Origin of the sequence: Imperialibacter sp. EC-SDR9 (assembly GCF_902498805.1) — a bacterium.
Lineage (GTDB): Bacteria > Bacteroidota > Bacteroidia > Cytophagales > Cyclobacteriaceae > Imperialibacter.
This window is the reverse complement of the sequence record NZ_LR701614.1, coordinates 20,723-45,401: the sequence shown is the minus strand read 5'-3', so window position 1 is coordinate 45,401 and position 24,679 is coordinate 20,723. Positions and strand designations below refer to the sequence as shown.

General features: G+C 44.5%; 25 protein-coding genes. 10 read left to right on the top strand and 15 right to left on the bottom strand.

Features of this window, described 5'->3' with window-relative positions:
- The 4 genes from GC130_RS24680 to GC130_RS24665 all read left to right on the top strand — a co-directional run.
- On the top strand, positions 1-2,441 hold a 2,441-nt coding region (locus GC130_RS24680; protein WP_152001047.1), incomplete at its 5' end, for a PKD domain-containing protein.
- 233 nt (positions 2,442-2,674) lie between these two features.
- Positions 2,675-3,157 carry an Lrp/AsnC family transcriptional regulator gene (locus GC130_RS24675; protein WP_152001046.1) on the top strand — a complete coding sequence of 161 codons (483 nt, stop codon included), beginning with the start codon at positions 2,675-2,677 and terminating at the stop codon, positions 3,155-3,157.
- Between the two features lie 2 nt (positions 3,158-3,159).
- Positions 3,160-3,681 carry a phosphoribosyltransferase family protein gene (locus GC130_RS24670; RefSeq protein WP_152001045.1) on the top strand — a complete coding sequence of 174 codons (522 nt, stop codon included), beginning with the start codon at positions 3,160-3,162 and terminating at the stop codon, positions 3,679-3,681.
- 122 nt (positions 3,682-3,803) lie between these two features.
- Entirely contained in the window at positions 3,804-4,271 is a 468-nt protein-coding gene (locus GC130_RS24665; protein ID WP_370455848.1) for a hypothetical protein, read from the top strand.
- Positions 4,272-4,278: 7 nt separating this feature from the next.
- Here GC130_RS24665 and GC130_RS24660 read toward each other — a convergent pair whose 3' ends face one another.
- From GC130_RS24660 to GC130_RS24640, 5 genes are all read right to left on the bottom strand, one after another.
- On the bottom strand, positions 4,279-5,370 hold the full coding sequence (locus tag GC130_RS24660) for a glycosyltransferase family protein (RefSeq protein WP_152001043.1): 1,092 nt from the start codon (positions 5,368-5,370) through the stop codon (positions 4,279-4,281).
- Between the two features lie 18 nt (positions 5,371-5,388).
- Entirely contained in the window at positions 5,389-6,219 is an 831-nt protein-coding gene (locus tag GC130_RS24655; protein ID WP_201568569.1) for a UDP-2,3-diacylglucosamine diphosphatase, read from the bottom strand.
- Between the two features lie 64 nt (positions 6,220-6,283).
- Positions 6,284-6,544, bottom strand: coding sequence for an acyl carrier protein (acpP, locus tag GC130_RS24650; protein WP_152001041.1), 261 nt, complete (start codon positions 6,542-6,544; stop codon positions 6,284-6,286).
- A gap of 69 nt (positions 6,545-6,613) precedes the next feature.
- Positions 6,614-7,984: a PAS domain-containing sensor histidine kinase gene (locus GC130_RS24645; protein ID WP_152001040.1), complete on the bottom strand. Its 1,371-nt coding sequence runs from the start codon at positions 7,982-7,984 to the stop codon at positions 6,614-6,616.
- Positions 7,974-9,359, bottom strand: coding sequence for a sigma-54 dependent transcriptional regulator (locus GC130_RS24640; protein WP_152001039.1), 1,386 nt, complete (start codon positions 9,357-9,359; stop codon positions 7,974-7,976). Before GC130_RS24640 ends, GC130_RS24645 begins: the two co-directional genes overlap by 11 nt.
- Before the next feature lie 223 nt (positions 9,360-9,582).
- Here GC130_RS24640 and GC130_RS24635 point away from each other — a divergent pair, with 223 nt between their 5' ends.
- Positions 9,583-10,008: a peptidylprolyl isomerase gene (locus tag GC130_RS24635; RefSeq protein WP_152001038.1), complete on the top strand. Its 426-nt coding sequence runs from the start codon at positions 9,583-9,585 to the stop codon at positions 10,006-10,008.
- 63 nt (positions 10,009-10,071) lie between these two features.
- Here GC130_RS24635 and GC130_RS24630 read toward each other — a convergent pair whose 3' ends face one another.
- On the bottom strand, positions 10,072-10,524 hold the full coding sequence (locus tag GC130_RS24630; RefSeq protein WP_152001037.1) for a hypothetical protein: 453 nt from the start codon (positions 10,522-10,524) through the stop codon (positions 10,072-10,074).
- 557 nt (positions 10,525-11,081) lie between these two features.
- On the opposite strand from GC130_RS24630, the gene GC130_RS24625 reads away from it, so the two are divergent.
- The 3 genes from GC130_RS24625 (at position 11,082) to GC130_RS24615 (ending at position 13,615) form a co-directional block, all read left to right on the top strand.
- On the top strand, positions 11,082-12,332 hold the full coding sequence (locus tag GC130_RS24625; protein WP_152001036.1) for an efflux RND transporter periplasmic adaptor subunit: 1,251 nt from the start codon (positions 11,082-11,084) through the stop codon (positions 12,330-12,332).
- Between the two features lie 26 nt (positions 12,333-12,358).
- A complete protein-coding gene (locus tag GC130_RS24620) occupies positions 12,359-13,072 on the top strand; it encodes an ABC transporter ATP-binding protein (protein WP_152001035.1) in 714 nt (237 codons plus the stop codon).
- Positions 13,073-13,195: 123 nt separating this feature from the next.
- Positions 13,196-13,615: a DUF3299 domain-containing protein gene (locus tag GC130_RS24615; RefSeq protein ID WP_152001034.1), complete on the top strand. Its 420-nt coding sequence runs from the start codon at positions 13,196-13,198 to the stop codon at positions 13,613-13,615.
- Positions 13,616-13,694: 79 nt separating this feature from the next.
- Here the strand turns inward: GC130_RS24615 and GC130_RS24610 are convergent, their stop codons facing one another.
- Positions 13,695-14,174: a hypothetical protein gene (locus tag GC130_RS24610; protein WP_152001033.1), complete on the bottom strand. Its 480-nt coding sequence runs from the start codon at positions 14,172-14,174 to the stop codon at positions 13,695-13,697.
- 832 nt (positions 14,175-15,006) lie between these two features.
- On the opposite strand from GC130_RS24610, the gene GC130_RS24605 reads away from it, so the two are divergent.
- A complete protein-coding gene (locus tag GC130_RS24605) occupies positions 15,007-18,003 on the top strand; it encodes a sialidase family protein (RefSeq protein ID WP_226940601.1) in 2,997 nt (998 codons plus the stop codon).
- 199 nt (positions 18,004-18,202) lie between these two features.
- On the opposite strand, the gene GC130_RS24600 is transcribed toward GC130_RS24605, so the two are convergent.
- From GC130_RS24600 to GC130_RS24575, 6 genes are all read right to left on the bottom strand, one after another.
- Positions 18,203-18,766 (bottom strand): TIGR00645 family protein, encoded by a 564-nt coding sequence (locus GC130_RS24600; protein ID WP_152001031.1) that lies wholly within the window; start codon positions 18,764-18,766, stop codon positions 18,203-18,205.
- Between the two features lie 116 nt (positions 18,767-18,882).
- On the bottom strand, positions 18,883-19,275 hold the full coding sequence (locus tag GC130_RS24595; RefSeq protein WP_152001030.1) for an RDD family protein: 393 nt from the start codon (positions 19,273-19,275) through the stop codon (positions 18,883-18,885).
- A gap of 18 nt (positions 19,276-19,293) precedes the next feature.
- Positions 19,294-20,067 carry a TMEM175 family protein gene (locus tag GC130_RS24590; protein WP_152001029.1) on the bottom strand — a complete coding sequence of 258 codons (774 nt, stop codon included), beginning with the start codon at positions 20,065-20,067 and terminating at the stop codon, positions 19,294-19,296.
- 86 nt (positions 20,068-20,153) lie between these two features.
- The gene (locus GC130_RS24585; RefSeq protein ID WP_152001028.1) at positions 20,154-20,450 is read right to left on the bottom strand and encodes an SCP2 sterol-binding domain-containing protein; all 297 of its coding nucleotides are present in this window, start codon (positions 20,448-20,450) and stop codon (positions 20,154-20,156) included.
- 12 nt (positions 20,451-20,462) lie between these two features.
- Positions 20,463-21,554 carry a glutaminyl-peptide cyclotransferase gene (locus GC130_RS24580; RefSeq protein WP_152001027.1) on the bottom strand — a complete coding sequence of 364 codons (1,092 nt, stop codon included), beginning with the start codon at positions 21,552-21,554 and terminating at the stop codon, positions 20,463-20,465.
- 3 nt (positions 21,555-21,557) lie between these two features.
- Positions 21,558-22,118: a DsrE family protein gene (locus tag GC130_RS24575; RefSeq protein WP_152001026.1), complete on the bottom strand. Its 561-nt coding sequence runs from the start codon at positions 22,116-22,118 to the stop codon at positions 21,558-21,560.
- A 134-nt stretch (positions 22,119-22,252) separates the two neighbouring features.
- Here GC130_RS24575 and GC130_RS24570 point away from each other — a divergent pair, with 134 nt between their 5' ends.
- Positions 22,253-23,098 carry a universal stress protein gene (locus tag GC130_RS24570; RefSeq protein WP_152001025.1) on the top strand — a complete coding sequence of 282 codons (846 nt, stop codon included), beginning with the start codon at positions 22,253-22,255 and terminating at the stop codon, positions 23,096-23,098.
- A gap of 78 nt (positions 23,099-23,176) precedes the next feature.
- Here the strand turns inward: GC130_RS24570 and kbl are convergent, their stop codons facing one another.
- Positions 23,177-24,367 (bottom strand): glycine C-acetyltransferase, encoded by a 1,191-nt coding sequence (gene kbl, locus GC130_RS24565; RefSeq protein ID WP_152001024.1) that lies wholly within the window; start codon positions 24,365-24,367, stop codon positions 23,177-23,179.
- 6 nt (positions 24,368-24,373) lie between these two features.
- The gene (locus GC130_RS24560) at positions 24,374-24,634 is read right to left on the bottom strand and encodes a hypothetical protein (RefSeq protein WP_152001023.1); all 261 of its coding nucleotides are present in this window, start codon (positions 24,632-24,634) and stop codon (positions 24,374-24,376) included.
- Positions 24,635-24,679 lie beyond the last annotated feature (45 nt).

Below are 24,679 nucleotides of genomic sequence, written 5' to 3'. Positions count from 1 at the left end.
ATAGTTCCACGGCCTTTGAACCTGAAGGTGTGACTTACACTGAATCTGGGAGCTATGTAGTAGAGCTATTGGCAAGCTCCTCTAATGGGAATACGGACTATGCCTCGCAGGAAGTAACAGTTCAGAGTTCACAGGCTCCTGATATTGATTTTAGTACAATCAATCAATGTGTGGGTGCGCTCACCACCTTCACCTCCACCAACCTATCCGGCGACATCGCCACTTATTCCTGGGACTTCGACGGCGACGGGCTTGAAGACTCGGCCGATCCTAACCCAACCTTTCAATATTCTTCAGCGGGGGACTACGAAGTTACTCTGACAGTGCAAAACGATGGAGGCTGCTCCAACACATCACGGCAAACCATCGGCATTTACGACATCAGCGAGCCTGATTTTAGCTTTACCTACAAAGGGGGTCTGTGTAGCAATAACACACTTTCTTTCAAAGACCTGACTCCCAATCTCCCACCCGACAGCCTCGTCACCTGGACGTGGGACTTCAATGGTGAGGCCACCATTCTGGGAAAAGACACCACCTATGCATTTGTTAACGCTGGAGAAAAAATCATTACACTAACCGTTGGCATACCGGGTTGCGAAGCTTCTGTGAGCAAAACAATAAACCTATTGGAGGGGCCGGTAGTGGGATTTACCGTGGGCAGCAATTGCATCAGCCCTACCACGCAATTCAATAACACAACTACTGGAGAAGGAATCACTGGATATTCGTGGGATTTTGGCAACGGATATACCAGCATAGTAAAAGACCCCGAAACTTTTTTTGAAACCATCGGCGAGTATCAGGTGAGCCTCACAGTAAACAATGATTTAGGCTGCGAAACCACACTTACAGAGAAAGTAGCGATTAGTGCGATACCTACGCCTGACTTCAAACATGACTTGGCTTGTAGCGGAGCAGCGGTGCAGTTCACTGATCAAAGCACTGCCGAAAATGCCAATATCACGGAATGGAGCTGGGATTTTGCGGGTCTTGGTACGTCCAATGAACGGAATCCGATCTTTGAATTCCCAGCTGCGGGAAAATATACTGTTACGCTGTCTGTTAGCTCGAACTACGGGTGTTCCAAAATACTTACCAGAGAAATTGATGTGCTGCCATCACCAACGGTCGCATTTTTAGTCAACACTGGTTGCGAGGGACAGGCCACAACATTTGTTGACCAGTCTTCCAGCGACGCCGACAATCCAATTGTTGACCGCTTGTGGAGTATCAATAATCAGTTCTATAGCGCCCCAACCGTCAATGAGGTTTTCGAAAATCCCGGAAGCTACGACGTTACGCTACAGATAACCACGAAAAACCTGTGCACCATTTCATTAACAAAGACCGTGCAGGTCAATGAATTGCCATCAATTGATTTCGGATTCACTTCTGCTTGTGTCAACGAACTAACGGAGTTCAACGACTTAAGCACCAGTCCTGATGACCCCATTATCAGCAGGAAATGGGATTTCGCTGGCCAGGCATCTGCAAACGGCCCCAAGGCCTACTATCAGTTCAAACAAGCAGGGAACTATAACGTGAGCTTGTTCCTAAAGACTGAGAAAGGGTGTGAAATATCCATCAGCAAGAATGTGACAATTAATAACTCACCTGTGGCAGCCTTCAGTCATTCATTGTCTGTAGGTCAGCTACCGGTGACAGTTAATTTTACAAATGAATCAAATGGAGCGACGGCTTATTCCTGGTTCGTCGGTGACGGTGTCGCCTCTGTTAGCAACGAGCAGGACATCAGTCGGGTGTTTGATAAAGAGGGAGACTATTTGGTAAGCCTCGTCGCCTATAATGAGTTTGGTTGCTCCGACACAACCAGCACTGTTGTCACTGTTGCTCTTCCAAAAGTAGACCTGCAACTTCGGTCGGTTAACTACACCGACACAGAAGGGAAGCTTAGATTTATTCTGAATATTGCCAATCGAGGCAGTATAGCGCAGACGAACTTTCCCATCGAAATAGTAGTTGATGACCGGGTCACCATTTCAGAAAAGTACAACGGAACTGTAGCGCCGGGCAAGTCAGTTTCTCATTCTTTACAATTTGAGTTGGTGATTGCCAACAACCCTGTGGAAAAGGTATGTATTAAGCTTGTGCCCATTCTAAAGGACGGAGAGTTTGAATTTTCACCTCAGGACAATTCAAATTGCCTTTCATTTACTGAAGGGTTTCTTGTGAACAACCCATACCCTAACCCCGTGGATGACCGTCTTACATTTGAGCTGATTCTCCCAGAAGCAGGTGATGCCGAAGTTACCGTGTTAAGCATGACGGGTCAGCCGATGTTTTCCGAAAAGTATTATGCTCTTAAGGCCGGCCTAACGTTGTTGTCACTTCAAATGGCTCACTTTAACAAGGGAATCTACTTACTTAGAGTGCAAAGCAAGGGAAACGAAGCAGTCAGGAGAATTGTGAAAAGGTAAAGCACAGATTCTCTTTCCTTCCATAGTGGTATTCACCCTTTCAGCAGTTTAAGGAATATTATTTGGAATAGGTCAAATTGACAGAAGTTCCTTTTGGTGACAATTTATTGCAAAATTTTATACGCAATGCCAAATTCCTTTAATAAATTACTGGAAAATGACAGATATCAAGAAAATTTTAGAATAAAGTATATTATACTTAGCTTTGTAGCAAATTTTATTTGGCGACCCATATGATGAATAACCTGAACGTTAAACTGGATAAGACTGATCGAAAGATTTTGGAAATTCTTCAGTCTAATGCCAAAATTACCAACGCCCAACTCTCCAAAGAAATTGGACTTTCTCCGGCCCCCACACTCGAAAGAGTAAAAAAGCTGGAGACTTCCGGGCTTATCAAAAGCTATCACGCAAAGCTTGACACAGAAAAAATTGGGTTAGGGGTTAGCACGTTTGTGCAAGTAACTTTAAAGGGCCACAACAAGAGAAACATAGATAAGTTTCTCGATGAAATTAATCGAATCGAAGATGTGATTGAGTGCCATCACATTACTGGTAGTGGTGACTTTATTTTGAAAGTAATTGCCAAAGACATCGCCTCCTATCAAAAGCTTATGCTTGAGAAGGTAAGCGAAATTGAAGTAGTCGACAGCCTCCAGTCTATGGTAATTCTTGCTACCTTTAAGGACAGTAAAGTTCTACCAATTCCTCAGTAAAAATGCCTAAGGTTCAGCAGACGGCCACCCGCCGTAACATGATATTGGACAAGCCTCAAGTGCTCCAAAAGCTTCGAAGAATGGCTTTTGAGATTGTTGAGTTTAATCTCGGCGAAAAAGAAATAGTGCTGGTCGGCATCTATGACAAAGGCTTTGAGATCGCCAAAGAATTGCTTGTGGAAATGGAGGGCATCGCAAAAATGAAGCTAAGCCTGGTCAGGCTTGATATTAATAAGGACGATCCTTCCGCAGACGAGATAAAACTCACCTGCCCGCCTGAGAGCCTCAGAAATAAATGCGTTGTCCTGGTGGACGATGTGCTCAACAGTGGACGTACCATGGCTTACGGTATGAGCGTTTTACTTAGTGCGGATATCAAAAGGCTTGAGACTGCCACTTTGGTTGATCGTAGCCACAAGCGATTTCCCATTAGTGCCAATTACAAAGGCTTCGAGCTCTCCACCACCATCGACGAGCATGTAGAGGTGGTGTTAGGCAAGGGGATGGGTGTCTACCTTTATTGAACCCTGTTTTGCTTGTCGGAATCGATTATGGAAGTAAGCTTGCTGGTACTACCAGCATTTGTTTCCAATTAGGTGGGGAGATTCACTTTTTATCCAGCCGAAAAGGACAGGACGCCGATCAAATGATTCTGAAGTTCGGCCAGCACCACAATCCACAGCTTATTTTCCTTGATGCTCCATTGTCACTTCCTGGCGTCTATCGTGATCATAGTGCTGAACATAAGGACTACTTTTACCGGGCTTGTGACAGGCAATTGAGTGCTATGTCTCCTATGTTTCTGGGTGGGCTTACCGCCAGAGCAATGAGACTGACACGGATGCTTCTTACAAACCAAACTCAGGTGTTGGAAACTTATCCAAAATGGCATGCACATCGTCTAGGGCTACCTGATTTCGGCTACAAAAGTGGAGTTGAGCACATTCAAAAATGTACTGAAGTAATTTTGTCTGAAACAGCAATAACCCTGCATCGGGAACCTGAGTCATGGCACGAGCTAGATGCCCTTCTTGCACTGGTCACAGCACAACGGTTCAATAAGGGAGAGCATTCGGTGGTTGGTGAGCACGAAGAGGGGTTAATTTACCTGTAGAGAAATTTTAATTCAGTAGCTCTTTCAAAATCAGTTCTTCGCAACGGTCTGTCCATTCTCTGAACTCGGTTACTATCGGCCTATGACTTGGTAGATAGTCAATGACCTTTGTCAGGTTAAACGACTCGGAGCTGACGCCAGCTCCCGCCTGAACCGCATCCAGGGCATTGCAGGCCTGTTCATAATGGCCCTGCACAGGCACCATCATCACGGGCTTACCAAGGTACATGGCTTCACAAATAGACTCGAAACCCGCTGTGCTCACGTATGCTTTGCACTGGCTCATAAGCTGGAGAAACATGGTGTCGCTGAGCTGATGAAAAGTGAGTGTGTCGTCGACACGATGAGGATTTGGCATTCCTTTTTTGTCCCAAAACGACTGAACCTTTACCGATGGGTTGTCACTGTGCCATGACTCTATTTCTTTGCTATAGCCGTCATTTACCATATAGGTCAGAATGAAATCGCCTTCCGTTGGTTCAAGCTTCATCACTTCTTTCCTGAGCAAAGGCGGAACTACCACAACACCACTTTTTTTGTCTTCAGGGTAGGCGGCAAATGACAAAGCCAGCAGCTTTTTAGCTCCCCAGGCGGTCAGCTTGTTGTTGTTAAGCAACAAGTTTTTGTTAAAGCCCTGTTTATTTGGAAACGGAAAGTGATTATGGTAGGCCAGATACTGATGGCCAATGCATATGTATTCGGCCTTTGGCTTGTAGAGTCCATTATACAGGCCACCAAGGAAATCGTAAAAGTTTATAATTACGTCTGGCTTTGTCTCTTTAACTATGTTGTTGAGCATTTTTAGGCTCTGCACATAGTTGGAAAAATGAACCAGGTTATGAGTAATGGTTGGGCCTATTTTTACCGATTTGTTGTTTTTGTCGGCCACAAAATTTGGGCTGGAGATACCGGTGAGCGGGCAGGTAATTCTGTTTTGAAAAAAAGAGGGCATTTCTCGCCGGGAGCTTCTCCCAACTACTACATGCACCACTTCCTGCCCTGCTGATGTTAGCATTTCAAACAGTGAAATAGCCTGCGTCATATGACCACGCCCTTCACCCTGGACAATAAAAAGAAACCTTTTTGGACTGGTTGGCATTCAGGAAGTGACCTAAAATTACAGATTCAGAAATCCACTCCTCAAAGAAGGATAAATGTTTAAGTAATTCAAGCCTTTTTGTTCATTTTCCAGTTCTTCATACAAAGCTCTTTGAGATTCGGTGTAGAACACATGTTTCCATTCACCGTTGGGATATTCAACCAGGGCAGATCCAGATGAAAGCCAGTCGCCTGAATTCATGTAAACCATCCCATCTATCGTCTTAATAGCGGGTATATGCAAATGCCCACAAATAATACCGTCGTAGCCGCCGTTTTTTGCGAGCTGACAAAGCGATTGCTCGTAAATTTCAATAAACCGACTCGCTATTGGCAATCTGCTATTCACCTTTTCAGAGAAGGGCATGTTCCTTACACCAACCGCAACTCTTAGCTTGTGCACCTGATGGTGAAACCAAAAGAGCAGGCCATGGACTTTTTTGCCAAGGCTGGCAAGCCACCTGAATTGTCCCTTATAGGTGTCGAAAATGTCACCGTGAACGACAAGAAATTTCCTGCCATTTGACTCGTACTCCACTCTATCGACCAGTTTCAAAGCTCCCATTTCGAGTGGGAGCAGGTCGTTCGGCAACTCGTCGCTATTGCCTTTAATAAATGTGATGGCGGTGTTATGCTCGGCTACCTTTTGAGAAAGTGCTTTTATAAGCCTCCAGTGCCTTTTTTTCCAAAGCTCTGGTTTATTATAGCTGAAGCGGTCTACAATGTCGCCGTTTAAAATCAGGTTCTCACAAATGCTCTGTTTCAAAAAACTGATCACATCTTTGTGTCTGGAGCCTCTGCGCCCCAGGTGAATATCAGACAGAACAATGGTTTTATAATAATCCTTCACACTCCCACCTTTCCTCAAAGGTAGGATTGGGCAATTACTGCACCTTTATGTGCACTTTATCAAATCAATAATTTGAGAGCCCTTTGCAGGCCTTGATCCGGCGATTGATGTAGTCAATTACCTGGCTAACGGTGGTGATTCTTGAGGCTTCTGAACTGGGAATGGTAATATCAAACTCTCTTTCCAGTTCCATTACCAGCTCCGCATAGTCCAGCGAGTCAATCCCAAGGTCTTTATAGAAAGATGCATCAGGCGTTACTTTCGACAACGGGCAGGCCAGCTTGTCAGCTAAAATAGAACGTACGGTCTCCAGTGTGCTTCCCATTTCAATTAGGGTGAATAGTAAATCTATCCATTATGAAGCAAAAACGAAACTGAAAATGAGATTTTTGGATTAGCTAAACCTCAGCACAAACTCAGTGCCCTGGTTGATGACGGACTTCACTGAGATCGACCCCTTGTGCTGCCTCATGATCTGTTTTGACAAGCTTAAACCAATGCCGGAACCACTTTTCTTGGTAGTAAAGAAGGGGATAAAAATCTTTTTGAGCGCATCTTCTTCGATGCCGGGGCCATTATCGGTAATGGAAATTGACACGCTGTTGTTTTCAAGTCCGTTGGCCGAAATGATCAAAAGTTTTTCCTTGTCCATTTCATCGTTTTCCTCCAGCGCTTGAATAGCATTTTTCACCAGGTTGATCAATACCTGCTCAATTTGTTCTTTGTCCACCAGCACTTCAAGGTTCTTGGGTTCTACCTTGTAAGTGAGCTTAATTTCTCCCCGCTCTATTTCATATTTTAAAAGCATGAGAACATGGTCGAGTAGGTCACGCACCTTGGTTTGGGCCAGCTTGGGCATGGTGAGCCTCGTCAGGTTTCTGAAATCAGAGACAAACTTGATCAGGCTGTCACTTCTCCGGTGAATGGTTTGCACAGCCAGGTACAAGTCCTGAATTTCTTCATTGGTAATTTTATTGACCTCGGCACCATTTTTTAACTGTAGGCCAAGCTCCGACTCTACGGTGCCTGCCAGTGAGGAAATAGGTGTCACGCTGTTCATTATTTCGTGCGTCAGCACCCTAATCAGGTTCTGCCACGCCTCCATTTCCTTTTCTTCCAACTCACTTTTGATGTTCTGAAGAGAAATAAGCTTGAACTCCTCTCCCCGCATGGTTAGCTCTATGGCATAAATTGCCAACTGTACTTCCTCCCCATTGCGCTCGATTTTTATCAGGTCTCTGCCACCTGTTTTTAACATAAAAAACCCGTCAACAAGTACCTGGCTGATGCTTTTCAGGTTCGAAATGTTTTTAATTTGCCCGATCTGTAGCAGGTTTTTGGCGGCGGTATTGAGCATTTGAATTTCGCCATGTTTGTCAAACGTGATGATGCCAATGCCCACGTGCTGGACAATGGTTTTGTAATAAGTATACTGCGCTTCCTTTTCGGCTCTGATGTCCCTGAACTTCTTCATAACATTATTGAATTGCTCATAAAGCAAGTCAATGGATCCACCAGTGTTTCTGTATGTATAGGTGTTGGAGAAGTCGTCGTATTGGATGGAACTGAGAAAGTTGGCAATCTCCCTGTTTGACTTATCCAGATAGTGGAAAAGGGCATATACCTGATAGCCAATCATTCCGATCACCAACGCTTTCGTTAGGTCATAGGAATCGTTGTAATACAAGTGTGTAAGCAGGAAGATTGAGCCAATCAGCAGCACAACCCTAATAATCAAAGCAGCTTTGAAGCTTTTAAAGGCCATGCTTCTCCATTCTTCTGTAAAGGGAAGCCCTCGTTAATCCAAGTTCTTTGGCCGCCTTGGAAATATTACCCCCGTGCCGGTTAATGGCCTTTTGAATCACCGACTTTTCTACATCATCCAAATTGAAGGTTTCAGGCTCAGCTTCTGCTTTGCTCTCAGCTTTCTGATTCAAAAAGAAAAAGTCGTCTGGCGACAGCATATTGGAATCGCTCATGATAATGGCCCTTTCCAGTGCATGTTGCAGCTCCCTGATATTACCGGGCCACTGATATTTCTGTAGCTTCTTGAGTGCGATGGGCGACATTTTTTTGATGGGCTTCCTATACTTGCCGCAATACATCTTGATAAAGTGGTCGCAAAGCAGCGGAATATCGTCCATTCTTTCTCTCAGCGACGGGAGGTGTATTTCAACAGTATTGATCCGATAAAGCAAGTCTTGGCGAAAGGTACTTTCTTCCACCATTTCGTAGATTGGCATATTTGTGGCACTGATCAGGCGGATGTCCACAGGGACAGATTTGTTGGTTCCCAGCCTTACCACTTCTCTTTTTTGCAACACAGTGAGCAACTTGCTCTGAAGTTGCATGCTGAGGTTTCCAATTTCATCCAGGAACAGAGAGCCCCCATTGGCAGCCTCAAACCTCCCGGCTCTGTCGTCTTTGGCATCGGTGAAAGCACCTTTTTTGTGACCAAAAAGCTCACTCTCAAACAGCGTTTCCGTAATGGCGCCCATGTCAACCCCGATAAACACCTTGTCTTTTCTCAGCGACTTTTGGTGGAGTGCCCGGGCGATAAGTTCTTTGCCTGTGCCGTTTTCTCCTAAAATCAACACATTGGCATCAGTTTGGGCTACTTTGTCGATGATATTGAATACCTGCTTGATGGCATCGCTTTCGCCGATAATGTCCTTGAAAGGCTGATTTATTCCTTCTTCGAGCGCCTGCTTGGCCTGCTTTAGCTGTGTAACTTCATTTCTAGATTTTTTCAGTTTGGCTGCTGAAGAAAGTGTAGCAATTAATTTCTCATTTTGCCATGGCTTCAATACAAAATCAGTTGCCCCTTCTTTGAGCGCCTTCACAGCCATTTCTACGTCTCCAAAAGCAGTGATAAGAATGACCACCGCCGTTGGTTCCCGTTCAAGTATTTGTTCCAGCCAATAAAAGCCTTCTTTTCCACTGGTTATGTCCTTGCTGAAATTCATATCCAGAAGGATCACGTCGTAGGTGTCGTTGTTGAGCAGAAACGGTATTTTCTTTGGGTTTTTTTCTATGATCACATTCTCCGCATGCTTCCTGAGCAGCATTTTGGCTGCAAGCAGCACATCTTCGTCGTCATCAATGATTAATATCTTTCCAAGTTCTTTATCTGATTCCATAAGTTGTAGTTATCCGCTCTGTTAAATACATCACCAGTACTGTGCCAAAGGTAAAGGCGCTGATTATTAAAATGTTATGAAGGTTTATTGAGATTTTTATGTACGAATATGAACATTTTCTGTCCATAATCATAACATTACCCGGCATAGATTTTCATCAAAACCATATTTCCATACCTTTGAATTAAATCATAAAGAATTAGCAAACAGAAAAAAGGAAGACATGTCAGTAGCAAAAAATGGACATCCGGTAAAAGTACATTATACAGGAAAGTTGGATGACGGGTCTGTGTTCGACTCTTCGGAAGGTCGTGATCCTCTTGCCTTCACTTTAGGACAGGGGCAAATGATACCAGGTTTTGAACAAGCCGTGCTCGGAATGGCTCTTGGTGAAGTAAGGGAAGCAAACATCCCCAGCAAAGAAGCCTATGGTGAAAGGAGCGACGAGCTTTTGGTGGAAGTTCCAATAGCCCAGGTGCCCGCCGACATAAACCCGGAAATTGGAATGCAACTCGCCATCAACGATGGAGACAAATCACGGCCTGTGGTTGTTACTGCTGTTGAGCCAGACAAGATAGTGTTGGATGCTAACCACCCTTTGGCTGGAAAAGACCTTACTTTTCAAATAGAATTGGTCGAGATAGGCTGAGTGGCCGTTTAACTTGAATTGTTAATATCTATGAAAGCCCTGTAGAAATGCGGGGCTTGTTTTTTATATAGTAGTCACCTTCTTGGTAAGGTTGTGCTTCTGGTTGCCCACCTCAACAACAAATAGCCTCATTTTCTCGTCAGAAAAGTTGTACTTCTTGGTAAACGAAGCGCCTGGTTTTGCTTCTTCTTCAGCTATTAGATTGCCTATGATATTATAAATCTTGATCTTAACCGGGTATTTATAGGGGTTTTCGAAGGCCAATTCGAATTCACTTCTGCCGGTAGGGGTTAGCGAAAAGTCAAGCCTTGAATCTGTAATCAGCCCCTTATGGTTGATGGCCTGCTCCACAATTTGCGAACGAACTTTATTAGAAACCCGACCAGAGTCTAAACTAGCGGCACCATTTTGATCCTGCATTGGTTGGGCCGTCACCAGGCCACCTGAATAAATAGCCAGTAGTGCCAGGACAAATCCCAGTAGTAAAATGAATCGTTTTGATATCCGTAGTTTCATATAAAGTAGTGTGCTTTCGCAATACAGTGGCAAAAATACTGCCAGTATCCTCAACAACCCTCAGTTTTCGCACCTTTTTTTAACGTAAGGACCTCTGAGCGATTATTTGGAAGCTTTTTTGAAGAAATGTTTGCACTTGCACACCTTGTCTAGAGGCCTCTTGCCAATGCCTGGCCAGCCCTACCGTTATTTGTGGCGCAAAGGCTATATGGGAAATGACCAAAAGCCACACGACTAAAAATTCAAAATTTAGAGGGAAGGAATTTTATTTTAGAGCCGATTGTTTTATATTCGTGTGTTGTTGTGGATTAAGATTTGATTAGTCCTTTTTATTTTGAGTTTTTGACCTTGAGATTCAGGCGAATGCCTGAATCTTTTTTTTTGCCTGTTCTTCAGGTCTTTCCTTTTGCTCAATAGCGAACACCAACCGCTCCTAAGTGTACATAATCGAACTATTTCGCAAAACCAATCAAACCGTAATTGATTAATAATCAGCGATTTGTAATTTGTGGCATTTTTGTTGGAGATACTGGCACGGACTTGAAATATCTTAGCAAATGGATCGTGTAATTAAAAAGAAAACATTTACTCTCAAGAAAGTCGCCATTTATGGGCTTAGTGGCGCATTTGTACTTTTTGTTATATACAGTTTTGTTTTTGCAGACCGAAGCTCCAAGCTCAATGTGTCTGTTGATAAAATCAATGTAGCTGAAGTACAAAATGGTGAATTCAGGGAGTTTATCCCTGTCGATGGACAGGTCATGCCTATCAAGACTATCCGATTGGATGCGATAGAAGGCGGTATTATTGAGAAGAAATTCTACGAGGGTGGTATTCAGGTAGAAAAAGGGGACACTATTTTAAAGCTCACTAACAATAATTTGTTGCAAAGCTTCATAAGGGAGGAAACCCAGGCGTTCATCTTGATGAACCAGCTTCAAAACACGAGGTTGCAGATGCAGCAGAGTTTGTTCCAGCTACAGCGCACGCTGATTACGCTCGACTACCAGATTGCTCAGGCGAAGGATCTTTACGAGAGAAGCGAGCAGCTTTTCAAGGAGAAGGTAATTTCTGAACAAGAGTTTTTGAGAGCTAAGCTTGACTATGAAAGGCTGATTAAAACAAGGGTTGTTGAAGTAAAGTCTCAAAAGGTAGACTCTTTGAATGCTGAAAACACTATCAACAACTCTCAGGCATTGCTACAGAGAACAAACAACAACCTTAACATGATTCGCCAGAACCTGGAGAATTTGTACATAAGGGCTCCTATTTCGGGGCGTTTGTCGACTGTGAACGGCGAAGTGGGTGAGTCGATTTCTCCCGGTCAAAACATTGGCCAGATTGATGATACGAATGGGTTTAAGGTGAGAGCGCAAATTGATGAGCACTACCTGGCCAGAATATACGAAGGGTTGAAGGGTACATTCGACTTTGCGGGAGGGACTTATGAGCTCACAATCATGAAGAACTACGGAGAAGTACGAAATGGCCTGTTTGAGGTGGACATGTATTTTGAGGGAGACGTTCCGGATGGAATCAGAAGAGGTCAAACGCTTCAGATACGTCTCCAGTTGAGCGAGAATATTCAGGCGATACAGATTCCAAGGGGAAGCTTTTATCAGACTACAGGTGGCAATTGGATATTTGTAGTGGATGCGAGCGGCGATTTTGCGACACGCAGGAACATTAGATTGGGACGTCAGAACCCACGGTTTTATGAAGTGTTAGAAGGGCTGCAACCAGGAGAGAAAGTTGTTGTCTCTTCCTACGAGGGTTATCAGGATAAGGATCGATTAGTTTTTAAATAAATAAACCAATATCTAACCATATACATATGGAAAATGCTAAAACTGTCATTAAAACAGTAGGACTGAAGAAGTTCTACTACACAGATGAGATTGAAACAACTGCCTTAGCTGGAGTTAATCTTGAAGTGCGTGAGAGCGAATTTGTAGCTATCATGGGGCCGTCTGGTTGCGGCAAGTCAACTTTGCTTAATATCATCGGCCTGCTTGACAACCCGTCTGAAGGCGATTTCCACTTCATGGGCCAGGAAATTTCGAAACACTCGGAACGCCAGAGAGCGGATTTGAGAAAAGCTAATATTGGATTTGTATTCCAGAGCTTTAACCTGATTGACGAACTCACAGTGTATGAAAACATTGAACTTCCACTTATCTACTTGAAGTATTCTGCGGCTGAGCGCAAGAAGAGGGTAGAGGAGGTAATGGAGTCGATGAAGATCATGCACAGAAAGAACCACTTCCCACAGCAACTTTCGGGTGGTCAGCAGCAGCGTGTGGCGATTTCGAGAGCGGTGGTGGCCAAGCCTAAGCTGATTCTTGCGGATGAGCCTACTGGTAACCTTGACTCTGCCAATGGCCAGGAAGTTATGAACTTGCTGAGCGACTTGAACGAGGGAGGAACTACAGTGATTATGGTGACTCACTCTCCTATCGACGCAGAATATGCACACAGAATCATCCACTTGTTCGACGGCCAGATCGTTTCTGAAAACATCAATGCCAAGGACAAAGCAATGGTATAAATCAAAATTAAAGGGCTAATACGTACTAGGCAGGATGGTTTTTACCTTCCTGCCTTTTTATTTTAGTGGGGCGAGCACCACGGAGTTAGTGCCTATCTTTGTCGGAGGAACTATATTACTCATATGTTGCAGCTAGTTTTGGGCTTTGCCCTTTTTGTGTCGCCGCTTCAGAGTCCAAGCCTCTGGAAAGTCTTCGAAGGGGTGAGATTTGAAAGTAAGTATATAGATGAAGAGAAAGCGTCGTTCTATATCCCCCAATTTGATGATGGGCTGCTTCAAATGGACGGGAAGAAATATATTATCAAAGGCTATTACCTTCCCATTGATCTTTCACCTAAGGGAATTGTACTGTCAAGATACCCTATGGCAACCTGTTTTTTTTGTGGCGAAGCAGGGCCTGAGTCGGTGATGATGATATTTCCAACCGAGAAGTTGGAAGGGCTAAAAATGGATGATGAACTAACTTTTGAAGGCACGCTCAAGCTAAACGATGATGATGTGTATCAGCTTAGCTTCATCCTAACAGACGCTAAACGGCTGTAAATGAACAAAGGGGCATTCACCCCTTTGTCTACGATTGATCGACAGTAGTAAAACCCTCTTACAGGTTATCTTAAATGCTTTAGAACTCTAATTTAACCTTCTTGGTGTAAAGTAGAGCAATATCTGATTCTTCTTTTAGTTCTCTAAGCTTGTCTTCGAAAGCGGCAGTTTCCTGATATCTGATGAACAAGGCAATATCAAGAGCTTTAACGAATTCGTCTCTCGCTGCTTCTTCAGTTACATCACCCTTCTTAATCGCTTTTTTGTAGTACTTATCAAGTTTCTTAAGGGAGTAGTATATCGCTGGCTTTTCAACAACAGTTTTGGTAGTTGGGCTATTTGGTGTGCCTTCTTCTTTCCATGTGTAAGAATCTTTAAGAAGTTCCAGCTTCACTGCGATGTCCGACCCAAGATAGTGTCCACCAACAGCTGCCATATTTACATTGCTGTCATCCAGCTTGTCTTCTACAAAATTGAAAGAGAATACATCCGACTCCTGCGAGTATCCCACAAGAGACAGTCCAACGAACATGGCGGCAAGAAGTAATCCTTTTTTCATAAAGCTTATAGTTTACAGTTGAACATCAAAAACTAGTAGACAAAATCAAATTTTGTCGTTAAGTCAGCTACAAATATCGTTAACCAAATCTTAAATAAAAAATATTGACGGCAAATTGCATATAAGAAAAGTATTATTTCAGTCATTTTTGAAGACTTCAAAACGAAAACGTTTGTTGTGAAGCGTGTTTTATGTATTGTCTAATAATCGTAACGTTCTATTGATTTTTTGATACTAATCCAGATAATTAATTAAAACTGGCAACAATGAATGCTCTGGTTTGTTGGCTATGAGAGCAAATTTCTATCTTCTGTTTGTTGAACGATATAATATGAAAAATACAATTTTTTAGATAGTAACCATTCCTGGTTATTGTAGAGGGCTTCTTCCTCGCTGTGACCTGATTCAGAATATGTTTCTGCGTTTTGTTGGCATTTCCTTGCCTGGATAGTAGAATTCAGGCATTCTTAACAACGCTGCAAAATTATATTCTTCGTGATTAGGCAACTCCCTGAACGCTGGCTATGAGGTTCTTTCTTCGAATGTTTAAATTTTCAATAAGCGCTCCTCGCTGTAAGTGACTGGCGAACAGAAAAATACAGTGTGCGGCGATAGGACGCCCGACTCACCACTCGTATAAATACTTTTTTTATAGGCAGGGGATTGGTATTTACTTGGCCGCATATCAACTAACTCAATTAATATTATGCGGTATGGAATTTTATATAAGTTAAGTCTGATTTTACTCTTTTTGCCAGGGTTAATCAGTGCTCAGGTCATTAACAGTGAAATGTTCCAGGGTTTATCGGCACGAAGCATCGGCCCTTCTGGAATGAGTGGGAGGGTAACGTCTTTCGATGTGGACTTATCCAACCCAGACATTATATATGTTGGGTCAGCTTCTGGCGGCCTGTGGAAATCAGAGAACGGAGGCTATAAATGGATGCCAATCTTCGATGATCAGCCGGTAACCAGCATCGGTGCAATTAGTATCTATCAGCGAAATCCAAATATTATTTGGGTTGGCACAGGCGAGGGCAATCCCAGAAATAGCCACAATTCTGGAAATGGAGTTTACATGTCAAACGATGGGGGTACCACCTGGAAGCACATGGGGTTGGAAAATACCCGCAATATTCACCGGATTTTTGTTGATCCTTTCAATCCTGATGTGGTGGTTGTCGGCGTGCAGGGGTCTGCCTGGCAAGACACACCCGACAGAGGTGTGTACAAGACGACGGATGGGGGCAAGACTTGGAGTAAGATTTTGTACGTAAACGAAAGAGTAGGAATAGGTGAGATGGTACGTGATCCAACCAACCCCAATAAATTCATTGCCAATATGTGGGAGTTTCGCAGGTGGCCCTGGTTCTTTAAGTCTGGTGGTGCGGGCTCAGGAATGTATGTGACCATGGATGCAGGAACAACCTGGAAAAAGATTACGAGTGAGGATGGACTACCTGAAGGCGAACTGGGTAAAATGGGACTGGCAATAGCACCGGGAAAGCCGCAGGTTGTTTACGCTATTGTTGAGGCAAAAAAGAATGGGTTCTACAAGTCGGAAGACGGCGGTTTTACCTGGACGTTGGTGACTACTAAAAATATCGGGGACAGGCCGTTTTATTATGCGGAGATTTATGTAGACCCATCGAATGAGAACAGAATCTACAATATTTTTAGTGGCACCACTGTAAGCGAAGACGGCGGAAAGACTTTCAAAACATTCACAAATGTGGGCCGGCTCCATGGCGATAATCACGCCTTTTGGATTCATCCCGACGACCCAAGCTTCATGCTTATCGGAAATGACGGTGGAATGGGTGTGACCAGAGACAAAGGTGTAACCTGGTATTATCCTGAGAATCTGCCTTTAGGGCAGTTTTATCACATCAGCGTGGATAACGACATTCCGTTCAATATATATGGTGGTTTGCAGGACAATGGATCGTGGACGGGGCCAAGCAGTGTGTATGTCAGAGGGAGGGGCGACAATAATAACCTCATATATAACTCTGAGTGGACCCGCATAGGCGGAGGCGACGGTTTTGATGTTATTCCGGACCTGGAAAACTCACGGTACGGATTTGCTCAATCGCAAAAAGGAAATATTCAGCTCTATGATAAGGTAACAGGCGACTCTGAGTATAGGCAGCCTGTGCATCCTGAAGGCACCTTTCTCAGGTTTAACTGGAATGCCGGTGTAGCAAGGGATCCGCACAACGCCAATGGCATTTATATGGGAAGTCAGTTTCTGCATTATTCGCCAGATAAGGGGAAGACCTGGGAGATTATCTCGCCAGACCTCACCACCAATGATCCTGCAAAGCAAAAGCAACTCGAAAGTGGTGGCATCACCTATGACGTGACAGGCGCAGAAAATCACACAACGATTTTGGCGGTGTCGCCAAGTAGCCTCAGCAAGGACATAATATGGGTGGGAACCGACGACGGCAATGTTCAGCTAACGAGAGACAAGGGAAAAACCTGGACTAACGTTGCGACGAACATTAAAGGAGTTCCTGCTGGTTCCTGGGTCAATCAGGTGCACGCATCCAGCTACAATGAAGGAGAAGCTTTCGTGGTGATTAACAACTACCGGAGAAACGATTGGACGCCATGGGTGTTTCAAACGAAAGACTTTGGAAAGACCTGGAAGCGCCTGGTAAATGAAAACTCCGTAACAGGGTTTGTTCATTCTTTTGTGCAGGACCCTATTGAGCCCAGGCTTATGTTCGTCGGAACTGAATTTGGGCTGTATATGACGGTTGATGGGGCTGCCAGTTGGGTAAAGTGGGAAAATGGCTACCCAACAGTATCGACAATGGATTTGGTCATTCATCCGAGGGATCATGACCTGGTTATTGGCACGTACGGGCGTTCAGTGTACGTGCTCGACGATATTCGTCCGATGAGAGCGCTAGCCAGCCAGGGAAAGCAATTGTTGGACAAGTCAATAGCGTTGTTTGATGTCCCCGATGCCTATGCGGCGAGCACAACCAGAGGAGCCAAAGGATACAGCGCCACTGGTGACGGGCTCTTTGCTGGTGAGAACAGACCTTACGGAGCGCTGATTTCCTTTTATTTGAAAGAGGTGGCCGGAAAAAGAGATAGTGTCAAGATAGAAATCCTCCAGGAGGGGCAGGTTGTTCGTACGCTGTATGCCGATGCCAAAAAAGGATTCAACCGAACCTCGTGGGATCTTCGGTACAAAGAGGTGAGAGAACCGGACACATCAAAGCCAAAGCCGGGAACTGCCGATGGTGGTGGCTTTACAGCCGTGCCCGGCACTTATACTGTGAAAGTTGTTCATGGTGAAGACATAGCGACAACAGAGGTAAAAGTTCTTAGCGACCCAAGAGTAACACCAATAACTCCTCAGGAACGAGAGAGAAAGCTGGCTATGATCAAGCGGTGGGAGGCTTCCGTGACCCAGCTAACAATTGCCGTGGATAACCTCAGGGAGGCGTTGGCTGCCGTTGAAAGAGTTGATAAGCTGCTGGCGGATAGAGAAGACGAAGCTTCTAAGGTGCTTAAAAGTGCCGGGAAAGACATCAAAGCAAAGGTGAAAGCACTAAGGGAGCCTATTTTTGGCAAGGAGGACATGCAGGGAATCTATAGAGATCCTACAACTGTGGAGGCGATCATCAACCTGGCAGCCAATCACCTTGGAGATACCTATATGATTGCCACCCCGACGCAGGAGACGATTTTGAGCCAGGCCGAAGAGGCCGTGAAATCGCCGATAGCCAACATTAGTAAGTTTGTGCAGACCGACTGGGAAGCCTATAAAGAAAAGGTAAAGGAGGAGCAGATTCAGCTAATCGAATGAAGATACCGCCTCAGGGTTGAGTAATGACTCAAGAGGAAAACGAGTTAGGTTGTTTCGGATATTCAATAATTTATCTAAATTGAATAGGTATTTAACCAACCTAATCTAAATGGGAGCCACCGAAAGGTGGCTTTTTTTGTGAAAAAGAAAGGGCGCTGAAGAATTCAGCGCCCTGATAAATATTTTAAATGGTTTCTTATTAGTGGCTGTCATCGCCCTCAGCAGCGCCATGACCGTGGTATGAGTGCTGGATTTTCTCAGTGTAGGCTAAAAGCAAAGCGGAAATGATGAAAGTTAGGTGGATGGCAATTTCGACTATGATACCTTCATTGCCTTCCATGTCTCTCGCACCTCTAACATCAATAAATGTTTTGAGCAGGTGAACACCTGAAATCGATGCCAACGAAGAAGCCAGCTTAATTTTCAACTTGCCAGCATCAAGGTCTTCAAGCCATTGAGGCTTATCTTCGTGGTGATCAACATCAATTTTACTCGTAAAAATGGAGTAGCCACCGACAATGACCATCACAATTAGGTTCATTACCATGCTTATGTCTACTAAACCTAAAATGCCAAGCATCACCTGAGCCTCTGTATAGCTAACCACCCCGTCGTAGAGGTGATAGAGTTCTTCGAAGAACTTATATAGGTACATGAAAGAACCGAAGATAAGCCCCAGATACATAGGAGCTTGCACCCAGCGCCCCCAGAAAATGATCTTTTCAAAAAACTCTTCAAATTGCTTAACGCCTGATCTCGCCATGGTGAATAGATTTATTCCTTATATTAGGTGGGTCGTTTAAACCACAACGAAACTACGTTGTTTTATTAAATTTATCCAACTAATTATTTTACTTTTTGATTTAGCTGTTTGGGCGGTTATTCGGAACTCGACACCACTTTGCTTTTGGAGACGATGTCGTGAAATGACCTGGCATCACGCCGTAGGTAGATCATAAAAAAGCCAGCTGAAATGGGCAATAGCGAAACCCATTTGCACAAATTTCTCACAACAGCATTTTTAAAACTAACAGGTCTTCCGTTGTCCATTCGGATGCTTAATCCCGCCATTTTTTTGCCTACAGTGGCTTTGAGTGCCGATGCCTCCATTCCCACAGCATAGCCATGGTACAATAAAATACAAACTGCCCAAAACCAGTTAGAGTCCGTTTCCCATAGCCCGTCGAGTATGAATAGAAACGGCAACAGGAAGGTGATATCGATGGACTGAGCAAGTAGCCTTTGGTCAAATGTGGCGGGGACAATAGACATAGTGAGAGGTAACCACGCCTAGTTACTGGTGGCGCCTGAAGGGGGCTTATCAAATTTACGTCCTATGAAATAGGAGACAGGCCCAATCAAAGCGTAGATAACCCCGGCAAAAAGTCCGGAGAACTCCCAGTCGATCAGGAAGCCAAGTAAGGCAATGAACAATGAAATGAGGCCGATAGCAACTATGCCGGTGTAGTGAGCCACAATGGATTTGGTAGCGTGGAGCTCCGGTTCACTCATGTTTAGTGATTCACTGTTTTTGATAGCGTGCCGATACATTAGAACGAACGTTATATATATCGACAGAAAGCCGCAGTCATAGATGATCATCAGCTCTGGCATATCGTTCCAGGGGATCATCTGCGTGCCCATTTGGTTCAACTCCCTGAAGTATTCATTGCTTATCAGCAACGCCTTGGCGAGAAGGGTGAAATAGGAGACCAGCCAGGTGCTGAGGAATTTGAGTGGGTATATAAAGAATAGTACGATGAGCATCATAAAGGTATTGAGCACAATGATTCTCATGTCTCTCAGTCCATAACGCATAAAGAACTGGTAATGGCCATGCCAAATCCACATAACCGCCCCCATACTTAAGGCAAAAGGAATTACATCTGAAATAAACAAGGTCAACTCATCGAAATTTCGGGGAGCCTGGGTAGACAAAAGAGACATAGTAATAGCCAGGGCAAACACGCAGTCGCTTAGCTGCTCCAGTCGGGAGGCATCACGACCTCTTGCCGTGAAAACACCATACATCGGTTCTCCTTTCTTCTTGACTAATTGTCTCATCTAACTATTGGGTTGGTTATTCCTCAAAATACAATGTCTCGCTTACTTTGTGCCGAAAACTTTCGGGGAAACGTTTCGGCCAACTATTAAAAAAGGGAGGTCAGTTTCATGGCAATGGTCATATCGCCTTCAATTTTCATCATACCTCCCATAAATGCGCTCATGGGATCCAGGTCTCCGTCAAGTAGCTTCACAAAGTCCTTAAGTTCCATTTTAATGGTACACTGTGCAGTCGTGTCGTCATTTGAAACCTTTGTTGGGGTTACGGTATCGTCCAAAAGAATAACCCCCTCCTGAAAAACAAATTTCACTGAGCTACCAATGGTTCCCCCGTTTTCTTTTGCCATTTCTACCACTCTGCCGGTTGCTATGTCCAGACTCATAATTTAATTGATTTAGGATTGAATTTTAAATAGTTCTATTTGATACAATTTGGGCCACCATTTGCCGGTAACAAAGAGTCTTTTCTCTTTTTCATCCCAGGCAATTCCGTTCAGCACGTCGAGTCTTCTGCTGTACCCTTGCTTATTGAAGATTCCTTCGAGCGAAACATCGCCTACCACCGCACCGCTGAGCGGGTCAATCATCACGATCACATCTGTCTGGTACACATTGGCGTAAATCAGGCCACCTACTACTTCAAGCTCATTCAGGTACAATATCTTTTCCTGGTGATTGTACACCTGAATCCGCCTTGTTTCTGCCAGCGTTACCGGATCAAGAAAGTAGAGGTACTCCGTGCCATCGCTCATCACGAGCTCCGTGTCAGTTGATGCGAGCCCCCAGCCTTCTGTAGAATAATTGAAGGTTCTCTTTTGTTCAAACGATTCCAAATCGTACACAAAACCAATTTTTGATGTCCAGGTAAGCTGGATCAGGCTGTTGTCCCAAAAAGCAAGGCCTTCGCCAAAGTACCTGCTGTCCAGCGGTGTTTGCTGTAGCACTTTGCCCGTTGAAATGTCGACTTTTCGAAGCGTGCTTTCGCCCCTTGTTCCTGTGCTTTCATACAGGAAGCCGCCATGATAAAGGAGACCTTGAGTATAAGCATCGGGGTCGTGTGTGTAAGTTTCAATCTTTCTGAAATCAAATTTTTGGGGAGGCGTTTCTGCAAGCAAGATCAGGGGCAGGGCGTGCTGTTCTGTTCCGCCATTGTTCAGAAACAGCTTCGCTGTTAGCGTTTGTTTACCCAAAGGAAGCGGTGCCAACGACGCAGACAGGCTCGTAGCTTGCGAAGAGGCAAGACGGACGGATTCAAAGAAAATGACCATAGAGTCAACTCGAACGGAGTCACCCTCAATTGACACGGAAATTTCAAGGGTGCTTTGGGGTGTTAATGCCCCCGGCGAAGTAGAGATAGAAGTGAGAGGGGTTGGCTTAGGGGCGGCTGGTTGACTCGCTGATTCCTTGCTGGAATTCTCAGAGCCACATGATCCCAAAATTGTTACCAGTGCGAGAATCAGCGTAGTGGTTAAAAAGAGCTTCCGCATAGGCTAATAACTAAGCACGGCGTAGCCTTTCAGCTGATAAGTTGTCACCAAAGTAACCGCCGACAGGCTGATGGCAATGCCGGGGGTTAGCTCTCTGGCATCAATTTTTCTTGCCTTCAGCGACTGCCCGCATACGTATAGCTTTATTCCTCCTTCTAAAAGAGATCGGATAAGGTCGGTGTTTGGATTGGGCGTTCCGTATCTGTTTTCGTGTGAAATATCGGACAGAATGGAGATGGTTGCTTCCCCGTGGATCACAGCTACTATATCAATGTTCTCTTTCGGCACTCCCCCCATGCCATGCAGGTTGGCAATTCTGGCCAGGTTGTTCAGCGATGCGTTGATCGATTTATGGCCTCCGGCTCCCTCTTTGATATCCACAACAATTTTGTATTGCAGAGTAGGGTCGGGAAACTCTGTTGCTTCCTGAATGTCAAAGATTCCGCCGTGACCTGTTACAATGGGGTAGTGCGCTTCTTGAGCATAGGCGGCAATAGACAGTAGATTGGCAATTAAAAAGCAAACAAAAGATTCCAGGTAATAGCTTTTTACAAAATTCTTCATTTGCCAAAAATAACTATCTTATGATATTTTCAACCCCGATTAAATGATAAAGTTCAGAAGGTCAGCCGGGTGAATGTCATAAATGCAAAATATTACGTTATTTAGCTTTATGCTTTGCAATAATTGACACTATCATGAAAAAGATACTCGTCCCAACTGATTTTTCTAAAGAAGCAACCTTTGCCTTAGAGTCGGCCTATCCCTTGGCACAAAAAAAAGGTGCTGAGATAGTCTTGGTCAATGTGATAGAAGATCCGCATGACTATAGTTTTAACACAATGGGTATTGCGGGGTACTCCCCTGAGGAAAACATCTATATTGTTCAGTTAATAAGGAAAACCGAAGAACGTTTGAAGGCACTGGTGGCCGACCCTGCCTATGCCGGGGTTTCTATGAGCTTCGAGGTTAAAATTGGGAAGACTTTTGACAAGATATTTGAGGTGATCGAGCGCCTGAATCCTGATTTGGTAGTGATGGGTTCCTCAGGTTCTTCCGGTCTCGACGAGGTCTTTGTCGGTTCAAATGCGGAGAAATTGAGCAGGTTTTCGAGCGTGCCCGTGATAACCGTGAAGGCCAGACGGGACTTGGTAAATATCAAGAACATTGTTTATGCGTCAGATTTGCGGGAAGAGCAGGGCATCATCATGAATGACCTGAAAGCGTTGCAGAAGCTGTACGGAGCAAAACTTCATATATTAAAGGTGTTTGAGCCTGTTTGGGTCAACGACCAGGAAGTAAAGGAGCGAATTCAGAAGTTTGCGGATTATTATAAACTTGAGAATTACACAGTTAACACGTTTCATGATCCGGATGAAGCGGAAGGTATTCTGCTATTTGCCGGTCAAAACAATGCTGATTTGATTGCCATGGCTACCCACCCCAGAAAAGGACTTGGGGTGCTACTTGGAGGAATGATCTCCAAAAATGTGATTAACCACACACAGATTCCGGTCTGGACCAAGGCCATAAAGAAAAAATAGGTGACGCAGGGTAAAATTAAGAAAGCCGATCATTGAAATGATCGGCTTTCTTAATTATGAGGTGAACAAAAAAGGGCTCTACTTCAAAACGCCCAGTTCTTTTCCAACTTCAGTGAAGGCAGCAATAGCTTTATCGAGGTGATGTTTATCGTGTACCGCCGAAATTTGCACCCGAATTCTTGCCTTCCCTTTGGGCACCACGGGAAAATAGAAACCAATAACATAAATGCCCTTTTCGAGCAGCTTTTGCGCAAATTGTTGTGAAAGCACAGCGTCATAAAGCATAATGGGCACAATGGGGTGCTCGCCAGGCTTGATGTCAAAACCGACAGTGGTCATTTTCTCACGGAAGTATTTGGTGTTGGCCTCCAGCTTGTCTCTTAGCTGGGTGGTTTCAGAAAGCAAGTCGATAACAGCAATGGAGGCACCAGTGATGCTTGGTGCCAATGTGTTGGAGAAAAGGTAGGGCCTGGAGCGTTGTCTCAGTAGCTCAATAATCTCTTTTTTCCCACTTGTGAAGCCGCCCGATGCTCCGCCAAGAGCTTTGCCTAAAGTGCCGGTGATAATTTCGATTCGGCCCATTACGCCTCTGAACTCGTGCGTACCACGGCCGGTTCTTCCCATGAAGCCGGTTGAGTGGCATTCGTCGATCATAGTGGTGGCCCCGTACCTATCGGCCAGGTCGCATATTTCATCCAATTTGGCAATAGTGCCGTCCATTGAGAAAACACCATCGGTAACGATGATCTTGTTTTTACAGCCAGCAGCGGCTTTCAATTGCTCTTCAAGATCGGCCATGTCACTGTTCTTATAGCGAAACCTTTGTGCTTTGCACAGCCTTACGCCGTCAATAATAGAGGCATGGTTCAACTCGTCAGATATAATGGCATCTTCCGGCCCAAACAGGGGCTCGAAAACGCCACCATTGGCATCGAAAGCTGCGGCATATAGGATCGTGTCTTCAGTGCCCAGGAATTCCGATATCTTTTTCTCCAGCGTTTTGTGGATGTCTTGTGTGCCGCAGATAAATCTGACTGAAGACATGCCAAAGCCATGCGAGTCGATGCTTTTTTTGGCAGCTTCCAGTACTTTTGGGTGAGCCGACAGCCCCAGGTAGTTGTTGGCGCAAAAGTTGATCACCTCCCGGCCGTCTTGTGTTTTGATATCGGCTCCCTGAGGAGTGGTGATGATTCTTTCTGTTTTGTAAAGACCTGCCTTTTTGATCTCTTCAAGTTCGGCGGTCAGTTTTTCCTTTAATGAATCGTACATAGTTTCTTATTCCTTATTTTTTGGGGTAATGCTAAGTTTAGGCCTCATCATTTTTGCTTTGGGCACTTCTTTCTTTGCTTCCTCAGCCGTTTCCACAATGGGGTATTTTCTTCTTATTCCATTGATCAGAAATATTTTTTGTGCAGTAAAGCTATCCGGGTGAACCTGATCAAAAATATTCTTGAGTTCCATGAAACGCTCCTGTTCGCCCAGAGCGAATCCCTTGGCATCTATTTTTTTTGAAGTCAGGTACTCTTTGAAAGTCATGGTTTTTCCTTTGGGCAAATATAAGTGCTTTCGGCGGCTACGGAA

Excerpts from the sequence above, each read along its gene's own strand:
- GC130_RS24675 (WP_152001046.1), top strand. The coding sequence starts at position 2,675 with ATGATGAATAACCTGAACGTTAAACTGGATAAGACTGATCGAAAGATT.
- GC130_RS24670 (WP_152001045.1), top strand. The coding sequence starts at position 3,160 with ATGCCTAAGGTTCAGCAGACGGCCACCCGCCGTAACATGATATTGGAC.
- GC130_RS24665 (WP_370455848.1), top strand. The coding sequence starts at position 3,804 with ATGATTCTGAAGTTCGGCCAGCACCACAATCCACAGCTTATTTTCCTT.
- GC130_RS24660 (WP_152001043.1), bottom strand. The coding sequence starts at position 5,370 with ATGCCAACCAGTCCAAAAAGGTTTCTTTTTATTGTCCAGGGTGAAGGG.
- acpP (WP_152001041.1), bottom strand. The coding sequence starts at position 6,544 with ATGGGAAGCACACTGGAGACCGTACGTTCTATTTTAGCTGACAAGCTG.
- GC130_RS24645 (WP_152001040.1), bottom strand. The coding sequence starts at position 7,984 with ATGGCCTTTAAAAGCTTCAAAGCTGCTTTGATTATTAGGGTTGTGCTG.
- GC130_RS24640 (WP_152001039.1), bottom strand. The coding sequence starts at position 9,359 with ATGGAATCAGATAAAGAACTTGGAAAGATATTAATCATTGATGACGAC.
- GC130_RS24635 (WP_152001038.1), top strand. The coding sequence starts at position 9,583 with ATGTCAGTAGCAAAAAATGGACATCCGGTAAAAGTACATTATACAGGA.
- GC130_RS24630 (WP_152001037.1), bottom strand. The coding sequence starts at position 10,524 with ATGAAACTACGGATATCAAAACGATTCATTTTACTACTGGGATTTGTC.
- GC130_RS24625 (WP_152001036.1), top strand. The coding sequence starts at position 11,082 with ATGGATCGTGTAATTAAAAAGAAAACATTTACTCTCAAGAAAGTCGCC.
- GC130_RS24620 (WP_152001035.1), top strand. The coding sequence starts at position 12,359 with ATGGAAAATGCTAAAACTGTCATTAAAACAGTAGGACTGAAGAAGTTC.
- GC130_RS24615 (WP_152001034.1), top strand. The coding sequence starts at position 13,196 with ATGTTGCAGCTAGTTTTGGGCTTTGCCCTTTTTGTGTCGCCGCTTCAG.
- GC130_RS24610 (WP_152001033.1), bottom strand. The coding sequence starts at position 14,174 with ATGAAAAAAGGATTACTTCTTGCCGCCATGTTCGTTGGACTGTCTCTT.
- GC130_RS24605 (WP_226940601.1), top strand. The coding sequence starts at position 15,007 with ATGAGTGGGAGGGTAACGTCTTTCGATGTGGACTTATCCAACCCAGAC.
- GC130_RS24600 (WP_152001031.1), bottom strand. The coding sequence starts at position 18,766 with ATGGCGAGATCAGGCGTTAAGCAATTTGAAGAGTTTTTTGAAAAGATC.
- GC130_RS24595 (WP_152001030.1), bottom strand. The coding sequence starts at position 19,275 with ATGTCTATTGTCCCCGCCACATTTGACCAAAGGCTACTTGCTCAGTCC.
- GC130_RS24590 (WP_152001029.1), bottom strand. The coding sequence starts at position 20,067 with ATGAGACAATTAGTCAAGAAGAAAGGAGAACCGATGTATGGTGTTTTC.
- GC130_RS24585 (WP_152001028.1), bottom strand. The coding sequence starts at position 20,450 with ATGAGTCTGGACATAGCAACCGGCAGAGTGGTAGAAATGGCAAAAGAA.
- GC130_RS24580 (WP_152001027.1), bottom strand. The coding sequence starts at position 21,554 with ATGCGGAAGCTCTTTTTAACCACTACGCTGATTCTCGCACTGGTAACA.
- GC130_RS24575 (WP_152001026.1), bottom strand. The coding sequence starts at position 22,118 with ATGAAGAATTTTGTAAAAAGCTATTACCTGGAATCTTTTGTTTGCTTT.
- GC130_RS24570 (WP_152001025.1), top strand. The coding sequence starts at position 22,253 with ATGAAAAAGATACTCGTCCCAACTGATTTTTCTAAAGAAGCAACCTTT.
- kbl (WP_152001024.1), bottom strand. The coding sequence starts at position 24,367 with ATGTACGATTCATTAAAGGAAAAACTGACCGCCGAACTTGAAGAGATC.
- GC130_RS24560 (WP_152001023.1), bottom strand. The coding sequence starts at position 24,634 with ATGACTTTCAAAGAGTACCTGACTTCAAAAAAAATAGATGCCAAGGGA.